The sequence below is a fragment of the Hyphomicrobiales bacterium genome (assembly GCA_039989895.1).
Lineage (GTDB): Bacteria > Pseudomonadota > Alphaproteobacteria > Rhizobiales > JACESI01 > JACESI01.
In genome coordinates this window covers 54,969-77,121 of record JBDXGY010000006.1, presented here as the reverse complement: position 1 = coordinate 77,121, position 22,153 = coordinate 54,969, and the positions used below count along the sequence as shown (strand labels likewise).

At 46.5% G+C, this 22,153-nt stretch carries 18 protein-coding genes; 7 read left to right on the top strand and 11 right to left on the bottom strand.

Features of this window, described 5'->3' with window-relative positions; all coding sequences use genetic code 11:
* Positions 1–20: 20 nt before the first annotated feature.
* On the bottom strand, positions 21–1,364 hold the full coding sequence (locus tag ABJ081_06925; protein ID MEP6356396.1) for a metallopeptidase TldD-related protein: 1,344 nt from the start codon (positions 1,362–1,364) through the stop codon (positions 21–23).
* A 96-nt stretch (positions 1,365–1,460) separates the two neighbouring features.
* Between ABJ081_06925 and ABJ081_06920 the strand changes: the two genes are divergently transcribed.
* A complete protein-coding gene (locus tag ABJ081_06920) occupies positions 1,461–3,326 on the top strand; it encodes a monovalent cation:proton antiporter-2 (CPA2) family protein (protein ID MEP6356395.1) in 1,866 nt (621 codons plus the stop codon).
* A gap of 17 nt (positions 3,327–3,343) precedes the next feature.
* Positions 3,344–4,771, top strand: coding sequence for an MATE family efflux transporter (locus ABJ081_06915; protein MEP6356394.1), 1,428 nt, complete (start codon positions 3,344–3,346; stop codon positions 4,769–4,771).
* Between the two features lie 13 nt (positions 4,772–4,784).
* On the opposite strand, the gene ABJ081_06910 is transcribed toward ABJ081_06915, so the two are convergent.
* From ABJ081_06910 to ABJ081_06890, 5 genes are read right to left on the bottom strand one after another with little or no spacing between them, the layout of a single operon-like run.
* A complete protein-coding gene (locus ABJ081_06910) occupies positions 4,785–5,624 on the bottom strand; it encodes a patatin-like phospholipase family protein (GenBank protein ID MEP6356393.1) in 840 nt (279 codons plus the stop codon).
* Between the two features lie 25 nt (positions 5,625–5,649).
* A complete protein-coding gene (locus ABJ081_06905) occupies positions 5,650–6,981 on the bottom strand; it encodes a pitrilysin family protein (protein ID MEP6356392.1) in 1,332 nt (443 codons plus the stop codon).
* Complete coding sequence (locus ABJ081_06900; protein MEP6356391.1) at positions 6,978–8,372, bottom strand: pitrilysin family protein; 1,395 nt, start codon at positions 8,370–8,372, stop codon at positions 6,978–6,980. Before ABJ081_06900 ends, ABJ081_06905 begins: the two co-directional genes overlap by 4 nt.
* A gap of 31 nt (positions 8,373–8,403) precedes the next feature.
* A complete protein-coding gene (rsmD, locus tag ABJ081_06895; protein MEP6356390.1) occupies positions 8,404–8,961 on the bottom strand; it encodes a 16S rRNA (guanine(966)-N(2))-methyltransferase RsmD in 558 nt (185 codons plus the stop codon).
* On the bottom strand, positions 8,942–10,081 hold the full coding sequence (locus tag ABJ081_06890; GenBank protein ID MEP6356389.1) for a pseudouridine synthase: 1,140 nt from the start codon (positions 10,079–10,081) through the stop codon (positions 8,942–8,944). The genes rsmD and ABJ081_06890 overlap by 20 nt, the downstream gene beginning before the upstream one ends.
* A gap of 44 nt (positions 10,082–10,125) precedes the next feature.
* Between ABJ081_06890 and ABJ081_06885 the strand changes: the two genes are divergently transcribed.
* Positions 10,126–10,584 carry a nucleoside deaminase gene (locus ABJ081_06885; protein ID MEP6356388.1) on the top strand — a complete coding sequence of 153 codons (459 nt, stop codon included), beginning with the start codon at positions 10,126–10,128 and terminating at the stop codon, positions 10,582–10,584.
* 17 nt (positions 10,585–10,601) lie between these two features.
* On the opposite strand, the gene ABJ081_06880 is transcribed toward ABJ081_06885, so the two are convergent.
* The 3 genes from ABJ081_06880 to ABJ081_06870 form a co-directional block, all read right to left on the bottom strand.
* Entirely contained in the window at positions 10,602–11,249 is a 648-nt protein-coding gene (locus ABJ081_06880) for a hypothetical protein (protein ID MEP6356387.1), read from the bottom strand.
* Positions 11,250–11,404: 155 nt separating this feature from the next.
* A complete protein-coding gene (gene ileS, locus ABJ081_06875) occupies positions 11,405–14,353 on the bottom strand; it encodes an isoleucine--tRNA ligase (GenBank protein MEP6356386.1) in 2,949 nt (982 codons plus the stop codon).
* 97 nt (positions 14,354–14,450) lie between these two features.
* A complete protein-coding gene (locus ABJ081_06870; protein MEP6356385.1) occupies positions 14,451–15,461 on the bottom strand; it encodes a bifunctional riboflavin kinase/FAD synthetase in 1,011 nt (336 codons plus the stop codon).
* A 268-nt stretch (positions 15,462–15,729) separates the two neighbouring features.
* Here ABJ081_06870 and ABJ081_06865 point away from each other — a divergent pair, with 268 nt between their 5' ends.
* A complete protein-coding gene (locus tag ABJ081_06865) occupies positions 15,730–16,113 on the top strand; it encodes a response regulator (GenBank protein ID MEP6356384.1) in 384 nt (127 codons plus the stop codon).
* A gap of 98 nt (positions 16,114–16,211) precedes the next feature.
* Positions 16,212–16,844, top strand: a complete 633-nt coding sequence (locus ABJ081_06860; GenBank protein MEP6356383.1) for a protein phosphatase CheZ — start codon at positions 16,212–16,214, stop codon at positions 16,842–16,844.
* A gap of 17 nt (positions 16,845–16,861) precedes the next feature.
* Here ABJ081_06860 and ABJ081_06855 read toward each other — a convergent pair whose 3' ends face one another.
* A complete protein-coding gene (locus ABJ081_06855; GenBank protein MEP6356382.1) occupies positions 16,862–17,743 on the bottom strand; it encodes a TIGR01459 family HAD-type hydrolase in 882 nt (293 codons plus the stop codon).
* A 198-nt stretch (positions 17,744–17,941) separates the two neighbouring features.
* On the opposite strand from ABJ081_06855, the gene ABJ081_06850 reads away from it, so the two are divergent.
* Entirely contained in the window at positions 17,942–19,342 is a 1,401-nt protein-coding gene (locus ABJ081_06850; protein ID MEP6356381.1) for an EAL domain-containing protein, read from the top strand.
* A 10-nt stretch (positions 19,343–19,352) separates the two neighbouring features.
* On the opposite strand, the gene asnB is transcribed toward ABJ081_06850, so the two are convergent.
* Positions 19,353–21,293: an asparagine synthase (glutamine-hydrolyzing) gene (gene asnB / locus ABJ081_06845; GenBank protein MEP6356380.1), complete on the bottom strand. Its 1,941-nt coding sequence runs from the start codon at positions 21,291–21,293 to the stop codon at positions 19,353–19,355.
* A 367-nt stretch (positions 21,294–21,660) separates the two neighbouring features.
* On the opposite strand from asnB, the gene ABJ081_06840 reads away from it, so the two are divergent.
* Positions 21,661–22,137, top strand: coding sequence for a helix-turn-helix domain-containing protein (locus tag ABJ081_06840; protein MEP6356379.1), 477 nt, complete (start codon positions 21,661–21,663; stop codon positions 22,135–22,137).
* The last annotated feature ends 16 nt before the right edge of the window (positions 22,138–22,153 follow it).

Genomic DNA, 22,153 nt, shown 5'->3' with positions numbered 1-22,153 from the left:
GCCATAACAGTGCTCTACACTTATCTGCCGGCAACAGCCATATTTTCAATCAAGATACTCGGGGCATTTGTGGAAAAACGATATTCAAGATCATTAGCAGGCACCAAACGGGCGAACATATCGCGCAAATTACCTGCAATTGTGATTTCGCTCACAGGATAAGCAATCTCTCCATTCTCAATCCAAAAACCAGATACTCCCCGACTGTAGTCGCCCGTTACAAGGCTTACGCCTGAGCCAATCAATTCATTGATATAAAGGCCTGTGCCAATATCTTTGATCATTTCTTCTGGTGATTTTTCGCCTGCATGAAGCGTCAAATTTGTGCGCCCTGGTGATGGGTTTGCCCCCCCACGCGACGCACGGCCATTAGTCTGCAAACCAAGCTCCTTGGAGGTGGCTGTATCAAGAAACCATGTTTTCAAAATACCCTCTCTAATCACATCCATCGCCTCAGCTGCCACACCCTCACCATCGAAGGGACGGGAGGCAAGGCCGCGCAATCGGTGTGGGTCATCAGAAATGGTCACATCAGGACGGAAAATCTGATTGTCCATGTCGTCGCGCAAAAAACTGGTTTTACGGGCAATAGACGCCGCATTAACCGCGCCAGCGAGATGGCCGATCAGGCCTGTCGAAACACGTGGATCATAGATAACCGAGAGTGTTTGGCTATCCACTTTACGAGGGTTCAACCGTTTGACAGCCCGCTCGCCTGCTCCTTTGCCAATCTCGGCAGGCGCTCGAAGGTCAGAAAAATGCCGCTTGCTGTCAAAATCATAATCTCTTTCCATCCCAGTGCCTTCACCCGCAACGACAGAGACTGATGTTGAAAAGCTGGATGAACGATAACTGCCACAAAAACCGTCAGAGGTGACAAGCACAAGCCCACCAGTTCCCCAACCAGCTGACGCACCTCCAGAATTAGAAACATCTTTTACCGCAAGTGCCGCTTCTTCTGCCTCACGAGCAAGATCAGTCAATACTCCCGCATCTATCTCGCCATCATCGAACATTTCAAGGTCTGGGAATTTTTTTGCCAAGCGGTGATTTTCTGCCAAGCCCGCATAGGGGTCTTCAGGTGCAACTTTTGCCATGGCAACGGCACGGGCTGCCAGTTGCTCAACACCACTTGCATCATTTGCAGAAATCGCCGCTGTGCGGGAGCCTATGAACACACGCAGAGAAAAACCGTCATTTTCTGAACGGTTAGTTTCTTCCACTTTTCCCATTCGAACATCGACACCGAGTGACTGACCAGATACAACAACTGCATCTGCAGCATCCGCGCCCGCTTTTTTTGCAGCATCCACCAAAGCGGATGCCCTTTGAACGAGCGAATCAGAAATGGTGGGTGTTGTCATGATGACCTCATATTTTGTCTTGAAACTATATTCACAAGCATAGACTTAGAATTAATTATATACGACGTATATATAGATTATTATTTAGGGGAAACCATGGCTATTGATGCCACTTCCACATTAAACGCAACTTCACAGGTTGTAGCCCATAGTTTGGCGTTCCAGGCAATAATATTGCTGGGTGCCGCTGTGATATTTGCGCCTATTTTTAAACGGCTAGGTTTGGGGACTGTTCTGGGATACCTCGCCGCTGGCGTTGTGATCGGCGCTCTACCTCTACGTATGAGTGACGGGGTTGAACTTCTTCATTTTGCGGAACTCGGCATCGTATTTCTTCTGTTCATCATTGGCCTCGAACTTAAACCCTCACGGCTTTGGGCACTAAGGCATGGTATATTTGGTGCCGGCCTTATTCAGGTTACCTTAAGTGCTTTAATCCTTGGTGGGCTTTGCTATGCATTGAATTATTCATGGAAGACAAGTTTGCTCGTGGGGCTTGGCCTAGCTTTGTCATCAACTGCGTTTGCTATGCAAATTCTCGATGAAAAAGGTGAATTCAACACAAAGTATGGACAAAAATCCTTCTCAATTGTGCTGTTTCAAGACATTGCAATTGTTCCTATTTTAGCAATTATTCCTTTTCTCGTTCCGGAATTTTTAAAAGATGTAGTGGCCGCCCCAAGCGCGGCTGCGTTGGATGGAAAAGCTGCATTACAGATAGTTGGCGTTATAGCAGCTTTGTTTTTGATTGGCCGCTATTGCCTCAACCCCTTGTTTCGAATTGTTGCCAACACAGGCGCACGAGAAATGATGATTGTTGTAGCGCTGTTTGTCGTGCTTGGCGCAGGTTTTGCGACCCAAGCCGTTGGCCTTTCTATGGCTATGGGTGCTTTTTTCGCGGGTGTTATGTTGGCTGACAGCGCCTATCGTCACGAATTAGAAGCGAATATCGAACCGTTTCGCGGCATCTTGCTTGGCCTGTTTTTCATGGCTGTTGGGCTTTCGCTTAATCTAGACGTCGTTTTCAATAGCTGGGCAACCATTCTGCTTGCGGCACCAGCAATCATGATTGTGAAAGGGCTTGTTATCTATTCATCAGCTCGCATTGTCGGTTCCCCGCACAATGATGCCATACGAGTTGCTGCTCTCCTGCCACAAGTTGGCGAGTTTGCTTTTGTTATCTTTTCTGTCGCTGTCGCCGCTCATGTGGTGAGTATAGAACTCGCCTCCATCATCACGGCCATCGTTACCGTCACAATGGCCCTCACCCCGCTTTTCGTTGCAATCGGCAATCGGCTCATAATCAAGAGCAAAGAAGAGACGATGGAAGAGGATTTTGCAGGAGCTGACGGTTCTGTATTGGTAATTGGTTTCGGACGGTTTGGCCAGATCGTCTGCCAGACACTTCTTGCACAAGGTCTTCCCGTGACCATTATTGACCATAATGCAGAACGCATCAGAAGCGCTGCTCGTTTTGGATTTCGCATCTATTATGGTGAAGGACGAAGGCTTGATGTGTTGCGCGCTGCGGGCATTCAAAAAGCTCGTATTGTTGCTGTTTGTAGCGATACTTCTTCGCGCACCGAGGAAATTGTCAGTCTTGTGCGCAAGCACTTTCCTGAAACAAAAATTTATGCCCGCGCCTATGATCGAGCGCACACGCTCGAGCTCATGGAATTGGAAGTGGATTTCCAGATTCGCGAAATGTTTGAATCCGCTCTTGTGATGGGACGTGGCATACTTGATGGTATGGATGTGCCGCTGGACCGCGCCGATTTTGTAATCGAAGATGTGCGCCGCCGCGACATGGCCCGCTTACAGCTACAACAGGCAAAAGGACTATTCGCAGCTGCCGATATTGCCTTCCAAAAAACACTCGTCCCTGAACCTTTGACAGAACCGCAAACAGAGGCAAAAGTTCTGTCTGAAGAGACTGCAAAAATCACCGAAATATCAGATTAGAATTTGGCGCCCATAACTTGACATCACCTCATTCGAAATCACCACCACCAAAATTTGTCCAAGGCTCTCTTCTGCGCCACATATTGGTTATGACCTCCACAAGTACCGTTGGGCTGATGGCTATTTTTATGGTCGATCTTGCCAATCTTTTTTATATCTCGCTTTTGGGAAAACAAGAACTTGCAGCCGCTGTTGGTTATGCTGGAACCATCATCTTCTTTAGTATTTCTATTTCCATTGGCATCATGATTGCTGCCATCGCGCTCATATCAAGAGCCTTAGGTGCGCGCGACCGTGAGCGCGCAAGAAAATTGTCAGGCTCTTCTCTTTTATTTGTCGCCTTTGTTCTGACTGCCATCACAGCCCTCTACTTCCCCTTCATCGATCAGACCGTTGGCCTTTTAGGCGCAGAAGGAAAGACCCGAGCAGTTGCAACAGACTTCCTGCAAGTTGTCATTCCATCAATGCCACTGATGGGATTGGGCATGGGCGCTTCAGGTTTACTTCGCTCAGTTGGTGATGCAAAGCGCGCCATGTATGTCACCTTGGGCGGTGGGATTTGTGCCGCAGTGCTTGATCCAATTTTCATTTTTACGTTTGATCTTGGTATTCAAGGCGCAGCCTATGTCACTGTTATCGCCCGATTTGTCACCGTTCTCATTGGTCTTTACGGCATTATAAAAGTGCACGACATGCTTGCTATGCCATCCTTCAGCGAATTCACCAATGATGTGCGTGAATTGATGAATATTGCCATGCCTGCTGTTCTCACCAATATAGCAACGCCTGTTGGTAACGCCTATGTGACGATCTCGATCGCCCCTTATGGAGATGAGGCTGTGGCAGGTTGGGCTATTATTGGACGGCTTATTCCGGTCGCGTTTGGTTTCATCTATGCGCTCTCCGGTGCCATTGGGCCGATCATTGGGCAAAATTATGGAGCCACAGAATATGACCGCGTCAGAAGGACAATCACTGACAGCCTTGTTGTCACATTGGTCTATACCTGCGCTATCTGGCTGATCATGTATTTACTGCGCGATATGCTAATCGACAGCTTCAAAGCAACAGGAGAAACTGCCATTCTTATGGCGTTCTTTATCAATATTGTGATTGTATCCTTCCTGTTTAATGGTGCCATGTTTGTCGCCAATGCCGCCTTCAACAATCTCGGGTTTGCTGTCTATTCAACTGCCTTAAACTGGGGCAAGGCTACGATTGGCACCATCCCGTTTGTATGGGCGGGTTCTGTTCTTGCGCAAAGCAAAGGCGTTATTGCAGGACAAGGTGTGGGTGCGGTCGTCTTTGGCATCATTTCAATTATTGTGTGCCTTCATGTAATCAAAAAAATTGGCAAAACACCGCCGGATAAAACCTTGCGTCCACCACTATGGCGTTCTGCCCTTCCCGCATTCTCATCGGCAAAGAGTGCTAATTTACCGTGATATTTTAAGAAATTTAAGCATCCAGCATGTCAGAGATTTGTCGTTTGACATCATCCCGCATACCATCACAAACTCTTAAAATTGTGCTGGTTTTCAAAAAATCCATAACCCTAAATTCATTGATCGGTGGGCGAATGAGAATATCTGGTGCCGCCTCGGTTTCGAGTTTCTCATTTGTGATGGCTTGCATCATAATTTGATTGGCGCCAAGGCTACAATCAAAACCAGAGGGAATTTCTGTGCCTGAAGGGTTCGGCCCTCCAACAACATCAACCGCAATAATGTGGTCCATATCATCCGGTAGACAATCAAATGGCAGAGGGTTTGATATATTACCATCGATCATGACCCGTCCATCCACGCGGACCGGTTTGAATATCATTGGTATAGAGATGGATGCGGCCACTATTTCATTCAAATTGCCCTTTGAAAATACGGCCTCCTTCCAGCCATAATAATCCGTCGTAACCACGGTAAGCGGCGTAGAAAGATCTTCAAGACGTTCAGGTAATGAGTCAACTGGAGTAAAAAGTGAAAGCACTTTTTGTGGATCTATTTGTCCGAGTGTATAGGTTTTCGGATTCAACCAATTTTCTATCCCAGCAGGACGAAGCGCCCACAATTGGCTTATAACATGCGCTCGATCTGCAAATGTTTCCAAAGCATATGAGCGCAATTCTTTGCCTGACATCCCACTGGCATAGCCCATGCCCAAAAGGGCACCCATCGAGCTGCCTGATATCGCATCCACCTTGATACCAAGTTCATCGAGAACTTCTAGAACAACAATATGGCCCAGTCCTCTCGCACCGCCACCGCCAAGCGATAAACCAATTTTCATCTCATCAGACATCAAGGTCTCTTTTTATTTTACCGCTTTATTTCGGCGCAGGTCCAAGCCGCACGAAACTATAAGAGTCGTCACCCAACAAGCGCTTAGCGGCACTCTTTGCTTGTTCCAGTGTCACGGAATTTATCCTTTTTGCCCGAGTTTTAATATAATCGGCGGGCAAATTTTGAATCTGAAGACTTGTCAACGTGTTGGCTATATCCGACGATCCGTCGAAGTTGAGCGCATAGACGCCAATTGTATAGCTTTTTGCCAGCGCTAATTCTTCTTCAGTTGGCCCTTCATCAGCCATTCGTTTCAGCTCTTTTTTGAGCACCTTGAAGGTTTCATCCGCAAAATCAGTGCGTGTGGCAACCGAACCTGTGAAAAGGCTACTCAAGACCGAGTTAGAAAGGCCTGTAGAAATGCCATAAGCAAGTCCCCTCTTTTCACGCACCTCATTTGACAATCTCGATGTCAAACCGGAACCACCCAATATCTGATTAACCAGATAGGCCGGGATATAATCTGGATCATGTCGAGCAACACCTTTGCCGACAAAGGAAAAGCGTGTTTGCGGGCGTTCTATGTCTATGGCCGTTGTTTCACCCAACACAGGCTCAACAACATCCATCTTGCGCAAATCAGCTGTCGCTGGCAAATCACCGAACAAGACATCAAGGCGTTTTTTTAGATCCGCAGGTGAAATGTCGCCCACAAAAGAAATAACAAGATTATCGCGCCCCATCACGCGCTTTTTTATGGCGCGCAAATCATCTGCATTCAAGCTTGAGACGCTCGTTTCTGTGCCACGCACCGTACGACGATAAGCGTGACCAACAGGATAAATCAGCTCGCGCATGGCCTTTGAAGCAAGAGCATTAGGATTGTTTTTTTCCGATCTAATACCGGCAAGAAGTTGGTCACGTATCCGGTTTAGCGGTTTTTCATTAAAATGCGGATCATAAATGGCCAGACGCAACATTTCAAAAGCATCTCCCACATGCGGGCTTAGAGTGCGCATTGAGCCGAAAAGATAATCTCTCCCTGCATTAAATGATATGCTGGTTGCTAAATCCTCCAAACGGTTTTGGAAGGCCTCAGCATCATAAGGTCCTGCCCCCTCATCAAGCAAAGCACTCATTAGATTAAGCGCTCCTGATTTTTCAGGTTCATCTTGGGTTGCGCCACCACGAAAAGCAAAAGACATGGTGATGATAGGCAGCGTGTGATCTTCAACAAGAAGCACTTTCAGGCCAAGGTCAGTCTCTATTTCCTTGATGTCGATTGCTTGTGCACTCAAGGGTACGAAAACAAAAAGAACGGCAAAAACAAACGTCACAATGCGGGACATGACAAAACGCTCAAATAAAATTCTCATGATGGGTCCTTCGCATCAAGGGGACGACGCAAGCGACCAACAACTGCCGTTTCAGGGTTGAAAAACCTTGTTGCCACATCCTTCACAGCTTCTGGGGTTACAGCCTCCATGCGCTTTGGCCACGCGCGAATATCATCCAGTGAGCGGCCAATTACTAAAGTGCGCCCCATCAGATTTGCTAAACTGCTGGCACTGTCTTGCGCATAAATAGCGTTAGAAAAGATACGATGCCGCGCGCGATCCAATTCATCTTGCGTGACCCCTTCGCTTATTACTTTTTCAATAACAGCCATCAATTCATCTTCCATTTCCTTCAGCGTCACATCACCCTTTGGTGTGCCATAAAATCCAAACTCAGTATCATCACGCGCAGAACCTCCGACATAGGCCCCAGCCGATATTGCGATCTGACGCTCGACAACAAAATCCTTGTAAATGCGTGATCGGGTCGTACCGCTCAAAATTTCACTCAACATATCAAGCGCTTCATATTCACCCGGTTTTCCCGTTCTGTATGAAGGAATGCGGAAAGTGATAGAAACACTTTCATTCGTGATCTGCGGATGCCGCACAGTAATTTCCTGGCGCATGAATAGATCATTAGGCTCAGTAGGACGATTGGGCTTATAGGCGGGGGATCGGTTTTCGAGTGTGCCATAAGACTTTGTCGCAAGCGCCCTCACCTCTTCAACGCTCACATTACCGCTGACCACCAAAACAGCATTGGCAGGTGTGTAGTATCGCTCATAAAAGTCACGCAATTCTTGATGGGTAAGCACCTCCAACTCGTGTCGCCACCCAATAATTGGTCGGCGATAGGGATGGTTTTTCCATCTAGCAAGCGACATTGCCGCACCCAGTTGTGATTGAGGGCTGGTTTCAATACCCCTTGCACGTTCTTCTAAGACAACCTTGCGTTCCACATCCACATCTTGCGGTGTGAACTCAACATTCATCATCCGATCGGCTTCAATTTCCATCATGAGTGGCAAATGCTCACGGGTCACTTTTTGAAAATAAGCCGTGTAATCATAGCTTGTGAACGCATTGTGATTGCCGCCAACACGCTTCACCGTTGTGTCGATTGCATTACCTGGAAATTTTTTGGTTCCCTTAAAAAGCAGATGCTCGAGAAAATGGGCAATGCCCCCTTTCCCAGCCTCTTCATCAGCAGAGCCAACTCGATACCAAACCATATGGGTGATGGATGTCGCACGCGCGTCAGGTATAACGGCAACTTCCATGCCGTTATCAAGTTTAAATGTCTCAATATTGGGAAAGAGCGGCTCTGGAAGCAGGTTCTGTTTTTTCTCAAGAGCCGATGCACCTGATAAAGAAGCAAACAACACAGTCCAAACAACTATGACCATACGGCCCAAGTATTTCATCATTAAACATTCCCTCTAGTACTCAACGTAGTCTTTATCTAGTGTATTGTAACAATCGTACAATGCTTGTTCCGTAAATTCTCTCATCACACTTACGATAGGAGGCAGGAATTACCACCTCTACCTTTGTCGATTCTTCGAAAACAACAAAGGCATTGTCCTCAAGCCATACTCCTTCATGCAAGCTATTGAGTGCTTTTTCTCCAAGCCCTTTTTCATAGGGTGGGTCTAAGAATGCTATCGAGAATGGCGATAATGTACCCACATCGCCAAGTCTGGTTGCATCACGCCTGAATATTTTTGCATTGCCGTTTTGCTTTAACGCTTCCATATTGGAGCGAATGAGACCGCGCGCCTCTGTCCCTTCATCAATAAAAAGAGCGAAAGTTGCGCCGCGCGAAAGTGCCTCAAATCCTAATGCACCTGTGCCTGCGAACAAATCAATTACTCGTGCGCCCTCAAAATCAACATCATCCCTATGGCTCAAAATATTAAACAAGCTCTCACGTGTTCGATCTGTGGTCGGCCTGATTGATTGTGATTTGGGAGCGCTTAGCGACGCACCGCGAAATTTACCTCCGACGATCCGCACCCTTGCCACCCCTTGTTTTCCCACCATTCTGTGGTCGCCTACCAGACGCTGGCTTACTCACACTACGCCCATTTGGTGTCGTTTGTTCTGACTTGGTGCGCGGGGTGGATGCCCGTTTGATCGGTGTTTTCTTACGGCCCTTCATATCTGCGCCTTTACGAGCGCTCACCGTCTCTTCATCGCTCCAATGTTTATCTTTTCGTTTTTGACGCTCGCGTGGTGTTTCTTTTTTCTTCTGTATTACTTTAGCAGGTTCAACGGCTGCTCGCATTTCCGGCGTTTCAAAATCCGCATTAGAGGCCTCGATCAGCCTTTGGCCCAACTGGTCGCGCAAAACATGGCGCCGAATTTCTCGCACCTCGCCATCTTTCAATTCAGCAAGCTGGAAAGGACCATAAGAAAGACGAATAAGGCGATTAACATCAAGCCCCAGATGGCCAAGAATGTTTTTAACTTCGCGGTTTTTACCTTCGCGCAAACCAATGGTCAGCCAGATGTTTGTTCCCTTATCCTGATCGAGCGTCGCTTCCACAGCGCCATAGATAACACCATCAACGACAACACCGTCTGCAAGTTTATCAAGATCGGCTTGTGTAATTCGATTTTTTTGATCACGCGGATGCGCTCTTACACGGTAGCGCCTTAGCCAACCAGTCTCAGGCAATTCCAAAACCCGAGCCAAACCGCCATCATTCGTCAGTAGTAAAAGGCCTTCTGTATTGATATCCAGCCGACCAATCGTCATAACCCGAGGCAATTCTTTGGGGAATTTGTCAAAGATGGTCGTTCGGCCTTCGGGATCTTTATTGGTCGTCACTAGGCCTTTAGGCTTATTGTAAAGCCACAATCTAGTTGGCTCCCTGTTAGGAAGCGGGTTACCATCAACAACGATTTTATCGCGGGAAGTTACAGTGAACGCAGGCGTATCCAGAAGCTTACCATTTACTTCTACACGGCCAGCCACTATCCATCGTTCCGCATCGCGACGAGAACAAAGCCCAGCACGAGCCAGAACTTTTGCGATACGTTCCGCTTTATCCACACCGCCATCAACAACCGGCGCGGTTTTCTTTGTGCGATCAGCTTGCGCGTCACGTTTATTTGAGCTTGGCTTATCCATAGACCCGACATATCAAATACTGCGCCCATATCAAAGAACTCATTATGACCAATACCGAATCTAAGACATTTATGGATATAGCCCTTAAAGAGGCACAACTTGCGGCAAGCCGTGGTGATGTTCCAGTTGGGGCGGTCATTGTCTGTCGCGGGGAGATTGTTGTCAAAAGCGGCAACATCATCGCCGCCAATCATGACCCCACCGGCCATGCAGAAATTATCGTCATACGTGAAGCAGCCCGCATCTTAGGGACTGAGCGGCTTATCGATTGTGATCTTTATGTAACTTTGGAGCCCTGCACCATGTGCGCGGGCGCTATATCACACGCACGCATTCGTCGACTATATTATGGAGCAGCCGATGAAAAAGGCGGTGGCGTCGATCATGGTGCGCGGTTTTTCACTCTACCCACATGTCATCATAGCCCAGAGGTATATTCAGGGTTTCAGGAGACAGAAAGCCAGAAACTGCTAAGAGATTTTTTCAAAGAGCGACGGAAATGACCGTTAGCTATGCAAATTTAGAATAAGAGGAAACGCTTTTTCTTCTTTTTCTTGGCTAATGGGTCAACAGTTGGTGCACTAGCAAGCTCCTTAGGCACCCGATATTCGGGCGGCAATTCAGCCAGCTCGCTATTTGATCTAATGGAATTATCTTTTTTGACTGATTTACCAATCAAACGGCGAAATACACTTTTCTTTTTCGGCGGGTTTTCGGCAGCTAATCTTGCCTCTTCCTGTAAGCGCTGTTCTTCCAGCAATTGTTTTTCAAACAGTGCTTCTTCTTCAGCTCGTCTTTCAGCTTCAGTCAGTGGTGGTTTGTTTTCCAGCCTTTCTTGTTCAGCCAGAAACTCTCTCTCAAACGCATCTGTTTCGCGTTTTAGAGCAATTTGATCAGCGCTAAAACCGGTAATCGGTCTAGGAAGTGACTTAAATCCCTCTTTTGAAGGAACAGCAAGCGGCTGGCGATCATGATAGCTGATTTCAGTCTTTGCATCGGAACCTTCAAGAAACCCAAAAGTTGCAATACTGCTTATATCTTTAGCCAGCGCACCGCCGGCCGTTTGGCCAGTACCATATGTCGCATTGCTGATTGAACAACCAGATGCCACCAAGCTAAACATCATCAAAGCAGTGCTCTTAGTAAAAAAACCGCGTTTTTGGAACAAGACTAAATCCTCAAAAGTTTTATAGGCCGCTAACAAACACCAAAGAAGGCAATTGTGTGATTTTTATGAATCAAGCAGAATTATAAAGCTTTTTACCACTTTTTTCAATTAACGAAAAATAACATAATTGAATAGCGATCACGTGATCACAAATATCAATTATCTTGGTTAATTTCTCGCATAGCTTGCGCATCACGTGGCGTAATATCCGGATAGTCGGGATCACTTCCAACATCGGGTGAAATCCGCCAAGATCGGGCACATTTTTTACCTTCAGCCATCTCTGGTACAACACGAACACCTGAAACATCTTCCATGCTAAAGGCCGTTGATGGGCCCTCACCCGCCACAACATTGATAGCACTGGTTATGCACAAGTCTTCAAAATCGCTAACACCCTCAAGTGCCGTAGCCAGATCAGCATTGGAAATATAGACCGTTGGGGCTGCTTCCAGTGACGAGCCAATGCGTTTTTCTGCGCGCTCGATTTCTAATGCGCCAGTGACAACACGACGGACTTTGCGGATTTTTTCCCAACGTCCCGCAAGCTCATTATCAAGCCACGCGCTATCGGGATTGACGAAATCTAGCAAATGCACAGACGGCACATCTTCACCATAGCGATTTGCCCATGTCTCGTCTGTTGTAAACGACAGCATTGGTGCAAGCCATGTAACGGTTGAGCGGAATAAAAGCTCGACAACTTGAAGGGCCGCTTTGCGTTTGACCGATGAAATAGGGTCGCAATAAAGCGCATCCTTGCGGATATCGAAATAGAACGACGACATATCGATGTTCATCAATGTGAAGATCGCAGTATAGACTTTCTTGAAATCAAAATCGCGATAGCCTTGTTCAACGATTTTTTGAGTCTCGCAAAGCCGATGCAACATATAACGCTCAAGTTCCGGCATATCACTATGAGCCACCTCTTCGCCCTCATAATGGGCAAGTGTGCCGAGCATCCAGCGCAATGTATTGCGCAAGCGGCGGTAGCTATCGACATTGGTTTTGATGATTTCAGGACCAATGCGCTGATCGTCTGTGTAGTCGCACGTCATCACCCAAAGACGCAAAATATCCGCGCCATATTGCTTGATGATATCATGGGGCGATGTTTGATTGCCGAGAGACTTCGACATCTTGCGGCCCTTATCATCCATCGTGAAACCATGGGTGACCACGGTCTCATAGGGCGCACGTCCCCGCGTGCCACAGCTTTCCAGCAATGATGAATGGAACCAGCCACGATGCTGGTCTGACCCTTCAAGATAAACATCGGCTGGCCATTTGAGATCCTCGCGTTGCTCAAGGCAAAACGCATGGGTACAACCAGAATCAAACCAGACATCTAAAATGTCATCGACTTTTTTCCATTTGTCGGCATCAAGAACACCTTCAAGGAAACGCTCGCGCGCACCTTCAGCATACCATGCATCCGCGCCCTCAGCCTTGAACGCTTCAAATATGCGGGCATTCACGCCATCATCTTTCAAGACATTGCCGTCTTCATCCACAAAGACACAAATCGGCACACCCCACGCGCGTTGACGCGACAAGACCCAATCGGGACGCCCTTCAATCATGCCACGCAAACGCTTTTGGCCAGCAGGCGGCACGAAACGGGTTTCATCAATGGCATTGAGAGCCGTTGCGCGCAGAGTGCCTTTTGCACCCTCAGGCATAACACCCTCTTTATCCATATAGACAAACCACTGCGGAGTATTGCGGAAGATAACCGGTTTTTTAGAGCGCCACGAATGCGGATAATCGTGTTTGACGCGGCCACGGGCAAAGAGATTTCCCGCACCAATAAGGGCCGTAATAACACGCTGATTGGCGTCGCCCTTCTTGCCTTTGTCATCGACCACACGAGCCGCACCACCCTCAGCATCAGGACCAAGGCCCGGCACATCTTTGGTATAGAACCCTGCATCATCGACGGTGAAAGGAATATCAGTCGAGATACCCATGGCTTCAACTTCGCGGGCTTTAGACATCCAAACATCAAAGTCATCACGACCGTGGCTTGGCGCTGTATGCACAAAACCTGTACCCGCATCATCCGTTACATGATCGCCATTGAGCATAGGAATAGTGAAATCATATCCGCCGAGATTTGCAGCTTTAAGCGGGTGATCAAGAGAAATCGCGGCCAGTTCGTCAGCCTCAACACTTTTGATCTGTTTAAATTCTAATTTTGCCTTGTTGAAACACTCCTGCGCCAAGGCATCAGCAAAAATATATTGATCCCCAGGCTGTGGTCCAAAATCATTTTCTGCGGCGGTGACTTCATAAAGGCTGTATGAAATTTTATCTGAATAACAAACCGCACGGTTTGCTGGAATGGTCCATGGTGTTGTTGTCCAAATCACCACCTTGGAACCCATCAGTTCATCTGGGCCTTTAGCAATCGGGAATGGCACCCAGACCGTGTCACTCTCATAGGTTTGATATTCGATCTCAGCTTCCGCCAAGGCTGTGCGCTCTACGACCGACCACATGATCGGTTTCGAGCCGCGATAAAGTTGGCCAGAGGTGGCGAATTTCATCAGCTCTTGGGCAATATGCGCCTCAGCTTCGAAATTCATCGTCAAATAAGGGCGCTCAAAATCACCTTCAACACCAAGGCGAATAAACTCGCTTGACTGAATACCAACCCAATGTTTGGCAAAATCGCGGCATTCTTGACGAAACTCATTGATCGGTACTTCGTCTTTATTCTTGCCCTTAGCGCGGTATTTTTCTTCGATTTTCCACTCAATCGGTAAACCGTGACAGTCCCAACCGGGCACATAATTAGAATCATAGCCCATCATCTGGTGTGAGCGCGTGATGACGTCTTTCAAAATTTTATTCAGCGCATGACCAATATGCAGATTTCCGTTGGCATAGGGCGGGCCATCATGGAGCACAAATTTCTCGCGCCCCTTAGAGTTTTCCCGCAATGTTTTATAAATGCCCTGTTTTTTCCAGCGCGCTAAAATCTCCGGCTCTTTCTTCGGCAAGCCAGCGCGCATTGGGTAATCAGTTTTTGGCAAGAAAAGCGTATCGGAATAATCGATCGTGCCATCTTGCTCTTGGGGCGTTTTTTCAGTGGTCATTAGGTTCTCAAATCATCGGCTCAAATCATCGGCATTGCTAAAGCTGTGTAGCAACCGTTGCGCAGCAAATAAAGGGGCAAAAAGCGGCTTATATAATCTATTGATTAAGTGCTTCATCAATAGAAGTCGCTGTAGGCGCATTCTTTAACAGCATTTGCGCGTCAATGCTGTCTTTATCCATCTGCCTAATGAGGGCATCAATGCTGTCGAATTTTTCTTCCCCGCGCAGAAACTTAACGAAGATGATTTCAACCTGCTTGCTATAAAGATCGCCATCAAAGTCAAACAGATATGTTTCCAGCAGAGCTGCACCATTATCAAAGGTGGGTCTGCGGCCAAAGCTTGCCACACCATCCATTAGCTTACCGTCTACGCGCATTTTCACGGCGTAGATACCGTGGCGCAGCGCGTTTTCTGTTGGCAGTACCATGTTGGCGGTTGGATAACCAAGATCGCGGCCCCGCTTTTCACCGTGAATGATCTTGCCTGAGACAAAATATCGATATCCTAAAATGTCGTTGGCTTGTTCAATGGCGCCCTGCTCTAAATATGCACGCGTCGTTGATGAAGAAAAAACAAGGGCGCCGGCGTCATCTTTTTGGGCAGGCACGATGCTGACGCCAAAATTATGTTTCGCGCCCATCTCCATCAAAAATTCAGGCGAGCCTTCTCGGCCTTTTCCGAAATGGAAATCATAGCCCACCACCACATGAGCAACCTTTAACTTCTCCACAAGCAACTCTTGAACGAAGGCATCTGCACTCATGCTGGAAAAATCTCTATCAAACGGCACTATTATACTGCCCTGAAGACCAAGCGCCTTAAACAGTCGCGCCTTGACTGAAGGAGGGGTAAGACGAAAAACGGGGGATGAGGGGTTAAACACCGTGCGCGGGTGCGGCTCGAATGTCATTGCAAGAGCGGAAATACGATGAGCATTTTGTGTCGCGAGGTTGCGTGCAGTATCTAGCACAACACGGTGCCCCTTATGGACACCATCAAAATTGCCGATAGCCACAACGCCACCACCCACACCGGCCAGCGCGCTATCACTCGTTTCCAGCAGGTTCGGTATTTCTGCAAAAAAAGGGGATTGTTCGACTATCATCGTATCTGCGGCCTGTTAGCTGTCTTAATCACTCATCATGCGTCTATATACACATGAGCATTACCAATGTCTGCGTTTTCATTAACGACCCGTTTATCATAAAAATGGCTTTTAGCCGCTAAATTGCATTTTCCGCAATTGTTAACTGATCGATTAACGGTCTCTTCAATCGTGTTTCGTAATCTCTATACATGTTGCGATTTTAGAAACGCAATCTATGGGGATGAGAGCAAGAATTGTTCTCACAGTTAACGTGTGGAGTACTCCTATGGCGCTTGATCTATCTATGCCAGTCTTGGTTGTTGATGACTATAAAACAATGGTTCGTATTATTAGGAACCTATTAAAACAACTTGGTTTTGAAAATGTAGAAGATGCCGCAGATGGCACTGAAGCTTTTGCTAAAATGCAAAATCAAAAATTTGGTCTTGTAATTTCTGACTGGAACATGGAACCCATGACCGGTTATGAATTATTGAAACAGGTTCGCAGCGATGCAAATCTAACCAAAACACCTTTTATTATGGTGACAGCAGAATCCAAAACCGAAAACGTTATCGCTGCTAAAAAAGCCGGCGTTAATAACTATATCGTTAAACCGTTCAACGCACAGACGTTGAAAGGTAAAATCGAAGCTGTTTTCGGCGTATAATAATTATTCACACGCCATAATTTAGCGCGTTTACCAAGCAAAGCCTTGGTAAACGCCCCTAATAAGTATGGCTCGGTGATAAATTTGGGGTGCTGAAAATGGTCACAAAATTAGATATAACTCGAATACAACAATTTCTTAAACGTAGTGAGCCTGATAACCTCGACTTGCACGACATCATTCGACTCGCCGAATTGATGACAAATACGATGCTAATTCTTTTGGAAGACAATGATAAGCGCACTTATGATGGGCTATCAAAAATCTCCCAACAGATTGCGGATACTCGCAAAGACTTGGCGGATTTCAGCCCTGTTGAAATGCATGACGAACACATTCCAGAAGCAGGTCGCGAGCTTGATGCTGTTGTTGAGTCAACGGAAACAGCAACCAACCGGATTATGGAAGCTGCTGAGACTATAATGGGCGGCGATTCATCTGATCCGGACGCTTATTCAGCAATGGTCAATGATAATATCATGGAAATCTTTGAAGCATGTTCATTCCAAGACATTACAGGTCAGCGCATATCTAAAGTTGTCAGAACCCTCAATCTGATTGAGGAACAAATCGGTGCGATGATTTCAGGCCTAGAAAAAGAGAACAAAGAGCAAAAAACCATTAAAGAAAGTACAGATGAGCCGCAAGACATTATCGGTGATCTACTTAATGGTCCTGCTCACGAAGGTGAAGGCGTTAATCAAGATGATATAGACGCGCTCTTTGGCTAAAATTATCGTGATAGATTTTACCAATTAAGCTGAGGCATAAACGCTTCAGCTTTTTGGTTTTTATCCTTCAAAAATTGAGCAACAGCATCTGGTGTCGCCTGCGATAGAGGCCCCTTTTCTGCGCTATGGATCCCACCTGTTACGAAGAGGCAATCAAGCCCTGCATCATTCGCACCCTTAATGTCGGTTGCAATGCCATCACCAATGGCAAGCACTTGTTTTTTATCAACATGTTTGCCCATTAGTGCATTACAGGTAGCCAAGGCCCGGGCATAAACTGGCGCATACGGCTTGCCGCAATAATGGGTTTTCCCACCCATCTCTTTATATTTTTGTGCCAGTGCCCCACCACAATAAATTAGTTTTCCGCCACGTTCGGCCACAATGTCGGGGTTTGCGCAAATCACTTCAAGACCGCGCTCAACAAAGCCTTGCAGCATAGAGTTATAATCGTCCGGCGTCTCTGTCTCATCATCATATAATCCGGTGATAGAGATAATTTCCGCCTCTTCTGCTGCCACTAATTCTACCGGCAAACCATCATAAAAATTGAGATCTTTGTCTGGCCCAAGCGCAAACACCTTGGTCACTTTTCGCTCAACAAGATCATGGCGCGTTACGTCACCCGAAGTGACAATCGCATCATAAGCATCTTCTCTTACCCCAAGACCATCGAGCTGGTCTTTGATCCACCAGTCAGGGCGCGGCGCATTGGTAAGCAAAACGACTTTCCGTTTTCCATTCGCACGATAGGCATGAAGCGCATCAGCCGCCTCACTAAAAACAGACACACCATTATGAACAACGCCCCATACATCACACAACACCACACTATATTGGTCGGCGATGTCTTTCAGACCATTAAGACGGCGTATTGTGCCACAAGAGCGTGTAGCCATTTTTTACTTTCCTTAGAAAATCGGCGGATTGCGCCCGCTTTAGCAGAAGCATTTCATGATTGATAGGGACAACCTTCAGCCTATGTTTGGTTATGCTTGTTCTAGCTTTATTATTATGGCGAGATGTTCAAATGATTCGTCCTGCTATACTTGGGTATATAAGACGATATAACCAGAACACATAGGAACGAAAACCAGTTGGATATTGCAAGAAATATCTTCACCTTGGCCGCTATGATGATTGTCTCCTTTTCAGTAGGCTTCATCGCTTGGGCTAATATTGGTCTAGCGACAACTGGAGCCGTAGTTGCAGGGACGGTGGCTTTTTTGATTCAATTCACTGGCTATTTGCTGATTTGGAAATCATTTGCCTATGAAAAGCTCAAAGAAGATATTGACGCTTTAACGCTTCATGAGGCCGAAAATGCGACTAGCATTGAGCGCCTATCAAATGAGATGAAAGGGTTGAGAAAAACCTTAAAAACCACGACAAAAGCAGAAATAGAACCTCTCGCACATGAACTCGAAGTCGTTATTTCCCTCATCAAACAACTGGCTGAAAATTCCTCTGATGCCGAAATGCGCATTGATAATATACAAGATGAACTCGACGAGAGAAAACAGTCAAGCGGTGAAACCGCGCCCGTAAAGAGACAGTCCAAGCCGAAGTCCTCAGATGCCTCGTCACCAACTGGCGAGACAGCACAGGATGACAAAGATTATATGGACATATTGCTTGACGAACCAGTAAAGACAAAAAAACCTAAATCCAAAAAATCATCTAAACCATCGGCTAGTGAAGCAGGTCTTGATCAGAATTCACCTATCATGAAAGCTATTCACGCAGCAGTAGATGCTAATAATGTGGACCTTTATCTTCAACCAATCGTTACACTGCCGCAACGAAAGCCTAAATTTTATGAAGCCCTTAGCCGCATTAGAAACGATGAAGGTGACCTGATCAGGCCGGCACAATATCTGCCCTCAGCTGAGCGCAGTGGCGCTATGCCCATTTTAGACAAAATGCTTCTTGTCCGTGCAATTCAGATTTTGCAACGACTACTAACTCGAAAATCAGACTCTGTTATTGTTTGTAATATTGCCGCCCACAGCATATCTGACACTCAGTTTTTCAACGATTTTCGATTGCTTCTTAAGTCTAAAAAAAATCTGGCAGACCATTTGATTTTTGAATTTAATCAAGAAACAGTCACATCATTCAGCGCGATTGAAGAAGAAAGTATCAGAGCCCTTAAAGACCTTGGCTTCAGATTTGCCGTCGATAATGTGACGGATATTTCTATGGACTACCAACATCTTACAGACCTTGGCTTTCAATTTATAAAAGTATCTGCCGCAACCCTATTATCGACCAAAACATCCGACATAAAAGATATCCACCCTCATGATATACCGCTCTATCTGGCACGAAATGGTCTCGAGCTAATCGTTGACCATATTGAGACTGAAAATCAAGTTGTGGAGCTGTTAGATTTTGACGTGAAACTAGGACAAGGCTACTTGTTCGCCGCGCCGCGTGAGGTCAAGCCAGACGTGACCATGGTACGCACTTCAAACGAAGATCGCCTCGCCAGCTAGTGCTTGGCACTTAACCCGATATACCAAAACGCTGCTGCATGATGCTCATTGTCGCCATTCGCTGGATCAATAAGGACGCCTGGTCACGTTTTGCAGCGTCCATCTTTGTCATCGAGTCCAGTAAGTTACGAGCCTTGGCTGGATCAAAAAAAGGTTGATCAGCAAAGGCCACTGAACGGATGGTATCCTCACAATGCTGCATCAAAGGATCATTGACTTTATTTTTATCTGATTTGCGCATAGGCGGTGCGATAAAAGGATGCTTTTGGCGAGCATAAAGCTCAGGTGTGATCACATCACGGGTTGCTTCTCTTAATACATACTTCTCAGTTGTTTCCCGAATTTTGTAATCAATCGGCAGACCAGCAGCATATTGTGCAACATGATGGTCCAAGAACGGAACGCGACCCTCAATGGAATGAGCCATTTCCATGCGATCAGACAAGACGCTCAAAATGGCATTGATCAGCGCTGTTTTCTGCCACATATAAAGCGATATATTGACAGCATCACGACCAAGAATACGGCCCGGCAAATCAATCTCCGACAACATGGTCTGATAAGGAGCTTTGAGGTCCACACCTGCGAGAGCACCCGCTGTCATCAGGTCTGCTAGGGGGTCCAACTGCTTTGAGGCACTTTCAACCCAGGTCGGGCAAAACCCAATTGCTTGTCTTATCAGTTCACAACCATCAGCACTTGCACCATCCGGAAGCATGATGGATTTGGACAAGGGATTTTCTTTGACCAAGGCTTCAATGGCCGCTTGCCGCTCCTGCTCATTTTTATAGCCACTGCCATAAAGCATCATATCACGCCGGTCGAAAACATAACCGGCCAACATTTCATCTGACCCTTCCCCTGTGAACACCACTTTGATGCCCGCATCACGAACGGCGCGCGATAACAAAAATTTAGCAACTGAATTCGCATTAAAAATAGGCTTTTCACAATGCCATATTGTATCGCTCAAGGCATCGCCAAGATCTTGTGACGAAACCGGTATTGGTTCGTAATTAGATCCTGTGAAATTAGCCGTTCGCTCAGCAAGAGGCGATTCATCAAACTCGCCTTCAAACGCAATGGTAAAGGCGCGTATAGGCCGATCGAGTTTTGCCTGCGCTAATCCTAAAATTGCTGAAGAGTCCAATCCTCCACTGAGATAGCAAGCAACTTCAACATCAGCAATCAGGCGCTCACCAATGGAATCATCAAGGGCGCTGCGAAACCCTGAAATTATTTCAGCCTCACTGCGTGTATCTTGGGCTAACTCGCTTTCAGTCGGATAGACATTGTCCCAATATTGTTTGATCTCGACACGCCCGCCTTTCGTGATCAGCATGCATCCTGGTGGAACTTGGCGGATATTCTCAAACATGGTTGCATGGCCCTGTACGGTGGCAAACTCTGCCATCACGCCAGCAGGGTCCCATCGCGATGGAAGGCCAAGGGCTAGCAATGCTTTTACCTCTGAGGCAAAGAAAACTTCGCCATTCACCTCAGCATAGAAAAGCGGCTTAATTCCAAATCGGTCGCGCACCGCGATCAACTCGCCACTACGTCGGTCAGAAATCACTAAGGCATATTCACCGCGCAGATAATCGACAAAACCAAGACCATGTTCATCGTAAAGATGCAGCGCGATCTCACTGTCCGATTCTGTCTTGAAGCGATAACCCTGCTCACGCAGCTTCTCACGAATAGCCTGATAGCCATAAAATTCGCCATTCACCACAGCATTGAGATCGCCGCGATCATGGCTCAATGGTTGAGTGCCATTATTTAATCCGATGATGCTTAGGCGAACATGGCCCATAAGGGTCAATCTATCTTCAGAAAACCAACTCGAATTACCATCGGGACCACGGTGATAAATTGTTTTTAATGCGGTATCTAACTGTTCAGGTTGTACCCATGGCCGTGCAAGTTGAGCTGCTATAAAACCACACATACTTCCTCCAATAGTAAATTACCAACAGTAGCCGTTGGCCATGAAATTATAATACCTTATTTGCGACTGCATGCTAGTCACATGATTGTATCATGCGCTTTTTTTAAAAACCCAAATATAAACATCAAAAATATCAATGAATTTACAAGACAAAAACACTTTATTTACCATGTTGGTAGAGAATGGATCACATATTACTATTATCGACCGTTGCCATTAGTCACGCGTTCAACGACAAAACAAAAGAAAAGTGTTGCTCTTGTTGAATTCAAGCTCTCAAAACATATTGCCAGCCCAACTATATTTGATCGAAAACGATACAACCGCCGATCCTCAATTCAATGATAAATTAAGGGCCGTGACAAAGTTGAATCTTGTTAGATTTAATAATCTAAAAGACACGCTAAGTGCTGATGCACCTTATGTTATCCTTGCCGATTTCAAAACTATCGGTGATGCTGATGCCATCACTACACTCACAGCCCGGTTTACAGCCCCCGTGATTATTCTGTCTGACAGACCATCCATGGCCTCAGCCGTCACTGCCATGCGGGCGGGTGCATGTGACTTCTTTCCAAAACCCGCAAGCATCAGCGCTATTGCCGAACGCATAAGCGGACTTCTCAATCAACAAGCTATGGCGACAAATCAAATGAGCAACTCACAAAACCGCTCAAGTGTTATCATGCCATTTTGGGAACAAGAACGAGACATTATTGAGACCGCGCTTAATGTGTGTAACGGCAATATTTCACGTGCCGCAGCCGCTCTCCAAATCAGCCCCTCTACCATTCATCGTAAGAAACAAACTTGGGAAATGGCTGGGACAAAAGATACCCGCTAGTTAGCTATTAGACCAA

Bases quoted from the DNA above. Each gene is read 5' to 3' on its own strand.
- ABJ081_06925 (MEP6356396.1), bottom strand. From the start codon at position 1,364: ATGACAACACCCACCATTTCTGATTCGCTCGTTCAAAGGGCATCCGCT.
- ABJ081_06885 (MEP6356388.1), top strand. From the start codon at position 10,126: ATGACCAATACCGAATCTAAGACATTTATGGATATAGCCCTTAAAGAG.
- ABJ081_06870 (MEP6356385.1), bottom strand. From the start codon at position 15,461: ATGATAGTCGAACAATCCCCTTTTTTTGCAGAAATACCGAACCTGCTG.
- ABJ081_06855 (MEP6356382.1), bottom strand. From the start codon at position 17,743: ATGGCTACACGCTCTTGTGGCACAATACGCCGTCTTAATGGTCTGAAA.
- ileS (MEP6356386.1), bottom strand. From the start codon at position 14,353: ATGACCACTGAAAAAACGCCCCAAGAGCAAGATGGCACGATCGATTAT.
- ABJ081_06900 (MEP6356391.1), bottom strand. From the start codon at position 8,372: ATGATGAAATACTTGGGCCGTATGGTCATAGTTGTTTGGACTGTGTTG.
- ABJ081_06905 (MEP6356392.1), bottom strand. From the start codon at position 6,981: ATGAGAATTTTATTTGAGCGTTTTGTCATGTCCCGCATTGTGACGTTT.
- ABJ081_06910 (MEP6356393.1), bottom strand. From the start codon at position 5,624: ATGTCTGATGAGATGAAAATTGGTTTATCGCTTGGCGGTGGCGGTGCG.
- ABJ081_06865 (MEP6356384.1), top strand. From the start codon at position 15,730: ATGGCGCTTGATCTATCTATGCCAGTCTTGGTTGTTGATGACTATAAA.
- ABJ081_06860 (MEP6356383.1), top strand. From the start codon at position 16,212: ATGGTCACAAAATTAGATATAACTCGAATACAACAATTTCTTAAACGT.
- ABJ081_06890 (MEP6356389.1), bottom strand. From the start codon at position 10,081: ATGGATAAGCCAAGCTCAAATAAACGTGACGCGCAAGCTGATCGCACA.
- asnB (MEP6356380.1), bottom strand. From the start codon at position 21,293: ATGTGTGGTTTTATAGCAGCTCAACTTGCACGGCCATGGGTACAACCT.
- ABJ081_06920 (MEP6356395.1), top strand. From the start codon at position 1,461: ATGGCTATTGATGCCACTTCCACATTAAACGCAACTTCACAGGTTGTA.